At 49.9% G+C, this 4,158-nt stretch carries 4 protein-coding genes and 2 pseudogenes; 4 read left to right on the plus strand and 2 right to left on the minus strand.

The features are described 5' to 3' along the window. The 3 genes and pseudogenes from ACRC27_RS07095 to ruvX all read left to right on the plus strand — a co-directional run. A pseudogene (locus tag ACRC27_RS07095) lies at window positions 1–483 on the plus strand (glutathione synthase); the annotation flags it as partial. A 188-nt stretch (window positions 484–671) separates the two neighbouring features. Beyond that, a complete protein-coding gene (locus ACRC27_RS07100; RefSeq protein ID WP_438622388.1) occupies window positions 672–1,235 on the plus strand; it encodes a YqgE/AlgH family protein in 564 nt (187 codons plus the stop codon). After that, window positions 1,232–1,651, plus strand: coding sequence for a Holliday junction resolvase RuvX (gene ruvX / locus ACRC27_RS07105; RefSeq protein ID WP_438622389.1), 420 nt, complete (start codon window positions 1,232–1,234; stop codon window positions 1,649–1,651). The genes ACRC27_RS07100 and ruvX overlap by 4 nt, the downstream gene beginning before the upstream one ends. Window positions 1,652–1,720: 69 nt before the next feature. Here the strand turns inward: ruvX and ACRC27_RS07110 are convergent, their stop codons facing one another. Both ACRC27_RS07110 and ACRC27_RS07115 read right to left on the minus strand, forming a co-directional pair. Further along, the gene (locus tag ACRC27_RS07110; RefSeq protein ID WP_438630351.1) at window positions 1,721–2,830 is read right to left on the minus strand and encodes a PilT/PilU family type 4a pilus ATPase; all 1,110 of its coding nucleotides are present in this window, start codon (window positions 2,828–2,830) and stop codon (window positions 1,721–1,723) included. Beyond that, the gene (locus ACRC27_RS07115; protein WP_438622391.1) at window positions 2,814–3,917 is read right to left on the minus strand and encodes a type IV pilus twitching motility protein PilT; all 1,104 of its coding nucleotides are present in this window, start codon (window positions 3,915–3,917) and stop codon (window positions 2,814–2,816) included. The genes ACRC27_RS07110 and ACRC27_RS07115 overlap by 17 nt, the downstream gene beginning before the upstream one ends. A 23-nt stretch (window positions 3,918–3,940) precedes the next feature. Between ACRC27_RS07115 and ACRC27_RS07120 the strand changes: the two are divergent. Beyond that, window positions 3,941–4,158, plus strand: a pseudogene (locus ACRC27_RS07120) (YggS family pyridoxal phosphate enzyme); the annotation flags it as partial.

Genomic DNA, 4,158 nt, shown 5'->3' on the forward strand with positions numbered 1-4,158 from the left:
GATATTATTCTCAAGCCGCTTGATGGTATGGGTGGAACATCTATTTTCCGTGTGAAAGAGAACGATCCTAATCTGTCAGTGATTATCGAAACTCTGACCCACTATGAGCAAAACTACTGCATGGCACAGACCTTTGTGCCGGCCATTACTGACGGTGACAAGCGAATTTTAGTGGTAGATGGTGAGCCAGTTCCGTACTGCTTGGCCCGTATCCCTAAACAGGGTGAAACACGCGGAAATCTGGCAGCCGGTGGCCGTGGCGAAGCACGCCCGCTGACCGAATCAGACTGGCATATCGCCCGTACTGTGGCTCCGATTTTAAAGCAAAAAGGGCTGATTTTTGTTGGTATTGACGTTATCGGCGATAAACTCACCGAAATCAACGTCACCAGCCCAACCTGTATTCGCGAAATTGAAGCGGCGTTTCCGGTCTCGATTACCGCAATGTTGATGGATGCCATCGAAGCCCGCATCGCGCAATAATCTGCATAACCATGGCTAACAACCTGCGTAATAGCCGCAAAAGTGGCACTTAAACGCAGGGAGCATCAGGCGAAATGAGTTAGACTCTTCGCCTGATCTCAACCCTGAATCATCACCAGATAGGTGACTTACTCACCACAGCACGGCATACTGCACGCTGTTTTGACTACAAGCGAACCCGACAAACAATGAACTTGCAGAACCATTTTCTTGTTGCCATGCCGGGCATGCAAGACCCGTTTTTCAAAAAATCCGTTATTTATATCTGTGAGCATTCAGAAACTGACGGCGCAATGGGCATTGCCCTAACTCGTACCGCAGAGATGACCATTGAAGAGATGCTAACGCAGATTGATATCACGCCTGAACCACGCGATATCAATAAACGGCTCGACAAACAAGTGCTCGCCGGTGGGCCAATAGCGCCTGATCGCGGATTTATCCTGCATACGCCATGTGATAAATTTGACTCTAGTTTGCAGCTTGCCCCTGAGGTGATGATTACCACTTCAGGTGATATTTTGCACACACTCGGAACAGCCGCACAGCCAGAGAACGTACTGGTTGCCGTAGGTTATGCCGGCTGGGATAAAGATCAGCTCGAAGCCGAGATCAAAGAAAACGCATGGCTGATTGTTGATGCTGACCCCGATATTTTGTTCAACACCCCGATCAGTGAGCGCTGGCAAACCACCGCCAAAAAACTGGGTATTGATATTCGCCAGATAGCACCACAAGCAGGTCACGCATGAGCCGTACAATGATGGCATTTGATTTCGGCACCAAAAGTATTGGTGTTGCAATCGGGCAAGAGATTACCGCCACCGCAAGGCCGATAGCTTCGCTCAAAGCCCGCGACGGAATTCCAGACTGGACGCAGGTAGAAAAACTGCTCAAAGAGTGGAAACCTGATTTGGTGGTGGTCGGCTTACCCCTGAATATGGATGGCACAGAACAGCCAGTGACTGCACTTGCCCGCAAATTTGCTAACCGGATCCATGGCCGATTTGGGCAGGCTATCGCATTGCATGATGAACGGTTATCCACCGTTGAGGCTCGCTCACACCTGTTTTCACACGGCGGTTACCGCGCACTTGATAAAGGCCGCGTTGATGCCACCTCTGCCAGCGTCATTTTAGAGAGCTGGTTTGAGCAAAATTTGGGGTAATCCCCCATCCAACAGCGCCCCTTCCCGATAAGCCACTGCCCCTATCCAGTGGCTTAAAACCCAATCCGGTTATCCCAAATCAACGGTCACGTTATCAAAGGTATTTTGCGAAAAATCTTCATCACCGTTACTGCGGATCTGCAAGCGTAAATCATTGGCTGACTCAGCATAGTGAATCGCATCGGTATAACTGATAAGCCCGCGGCGATACAGCTCATACAGTGATTGATCAAACGTACACATGCCAATCTCACTGTTGCGCGCCATGACCTCTCGCAGCTCAAACAGCTGATTTTTGCGCAGCAAGTCGGTCACCCGTGGTGTATTGATCAAAATTTCATGCACCAGCAAGCGCTTTCCCTGCACAATCCCTGGCACTAACTGCTGGCCAATAATCGCCCGCAGGTTATTGGATAAATCAAACAAAAATGCTTCACGGCTGCTTTCAGGGATCATATGCACCATTCGCTCTAATGCTTGGCTAGCATTGTTTGCATGTAGCGTGGCAATACACAAATGGCCCGTCTCAGAAAATGAGACTGCATGCTGTAGAGTATCGCGTGCCCGAATCTCCCCCACTTGAATCACATCTGGAGCCTGACGCAGTGCATTTTTGAGCGCAATTTCATAGCTCTCGGTATCCATCCCCACTTCGCGCTGAGTAATCAAACAGCGCTTATTCGGGTGGATAAACTCTATCGGGTCTTCAACCGTTAGAATATGCGCTTGATCATACTGATTACGGTAGCCCAGCATCGCCGCCAGTGTGGTTGTTTTACCGCTGCCGGTTGCACCCACCACCAAAATTAACCCCTTACGGGTCATCGCCAGCTCACCGACTAACGGTGGCAAGCCTAACTCATCAATCGTCGGAATATCGGTGCGGATATGACGAATGACCATACCCGGCAACTCACGCTGCCAAAACCCTGAAACACGAAAACGGCCAAATGGCCGAACCAGCGCCATATTGCCCTCTTTCAAACGGCAATATTCCAAAAACCGGTCGGGCCCCATTGCTGCCCCCACCAGCTCGGTCACCGTATTAATATCCAGCGGATCACCGTAGGCATTCAACTCATGATTGATACGCAATTGCGCGGCAACATCAACGGAAATGTACAGATCTGATGCCCCGCAGCGCAGCATCTCTTGCAGTAAATCATCCAGCGAAACCATGCCCCATCACTCCCGCGCTGCTGTTGTTATAACTGCCACTGTTGCCGTTATTGATACCATCCATCATGGAGTTCATCTTGCGCTGTGCCTCTTCTTGACGAATAACACCTTGGCTGACCAACGTGGTTAACGCCTGCTCGAGCGTTTGCATGCCTTGCCGCGAACTGGTTTGCAAAATCGAGTAAATCTGATGGATTTTATCTTCACGGATCAAGTTACGAATGGCCGGAGTACCTAGCATGATTTCATGCGCTGCAACTCGACCACCGCCCTCTTTGCGCAGCAATACTTGTGAAATCACCGCTTTTAGTGATTCAGACAACATCGCCCGTACCATATCTTTTTCCGCACCGGGGAATACATCCACAATACGGTCAATGGTTTTAGCGGCGGAACTGGTATGCAGCGTACCAAACACCAGATGTCCGGTTTCAGCCGCAGTTAAGGCTAAACGGATGGTTTCCAGATCACGCAACTCCCCCACTAAAATAACATCAGGGTCTTCACGCAGCGCCGAGCGCAACGCGGCACTGAAACTGTGGGTGTGCCGATGCACCTCACGCTGATTAACCAAACATTTATTACTGGTATGAATAAACTCTATCGGGTCTTCAATGGTGAGCACATGGTGGTGTTGATTCTGATTCACATAATTGACCATCGCCGCCAGTGTGGTTGACTTACCCGAACCGGTAGGGCCGGTGACCAATACCAAGCCACGCGGCTGCATGGCAATATTCCGAAACACTTCAGGCGCGTTTAATTGGTCTAATGTTGGTATATCTGTGGGAATAGTACGAAGAGCGGCCGCAATGCCGCGCTGCTGCTGGTAGGCATTGACCCGAAAACGGCCAATACCGGCCAGTTCAAATGAGAAATCAAGCTCCATCTCGGTTTCGAAATCTCGGCGCTGCACATCATTCATAATGTCATACACCAGACGACGCACTTCGCGCCCGTCGAGAGAAGGCATATTAACGCGACGCACTTCACCATCAACACGAATCAACGGCGGATTACCCGCAGAAAGGTGCAGATCCGAGGCATTATGCTTTACACTAAAAGCCAACAGTTCTGTGATATCCATTTCATTTCCTTGAAAACAATAGCATGCGAAATATTAAAGAAAACCTACACGCGATGAATCAACAAATTGCCGCTACCGCTGTAAAATGCGAGCGGTCTCCAGAATCTGTCACGCTGCTGGCGGTGAGTAAAACCAAACCCGTGAGTGCGGTACAAGAAGCCATTGCAGCCGGACAGCGGGCATTTGGTGAAAATTATGTGCAAGAGGGGGTGGATAAAATCACTTTCTTTGCCACCGAACC

It is taken from the genome of Plesiomonas sp. (genome assembly GCF_051650925.1).
GTDB lineage: Bacteria > Pseudomonadota > Gammaproteobacteria > Enterobacterales > CAMTGL01 > Plesiomonas.

Coding starts and splice junctions, on each gene's coding strand:
- ruvX (WP_438622389.1), top strand. CDS start 1,232: ATGAGCCGTACAATGATGGCATTTGATTTCGGCACCAAAAGTATTGGT.
- ACRC27_RS07115 (WP_438622391.1), bottom strand. CDS start 3,917: ATGGATATCACAGAACTGTTGGCTTTTAGTGTAAAGCATAATGCCTCG.
- ACRC27_RS07110 (WP_438630351.1), bottom strand. CDS start 2,830: ATGGTTTCGCTGGATGATTTACTGCAAGAGATGCTGCGCTGCGGGGCA.
- ACRC27_RS07100 (WP_438622388.1), top strand. CDS start 672: ATGAACTTGCAGAACCATTTTCTTGTTGCCATGCCGGGCATGCAAGAC.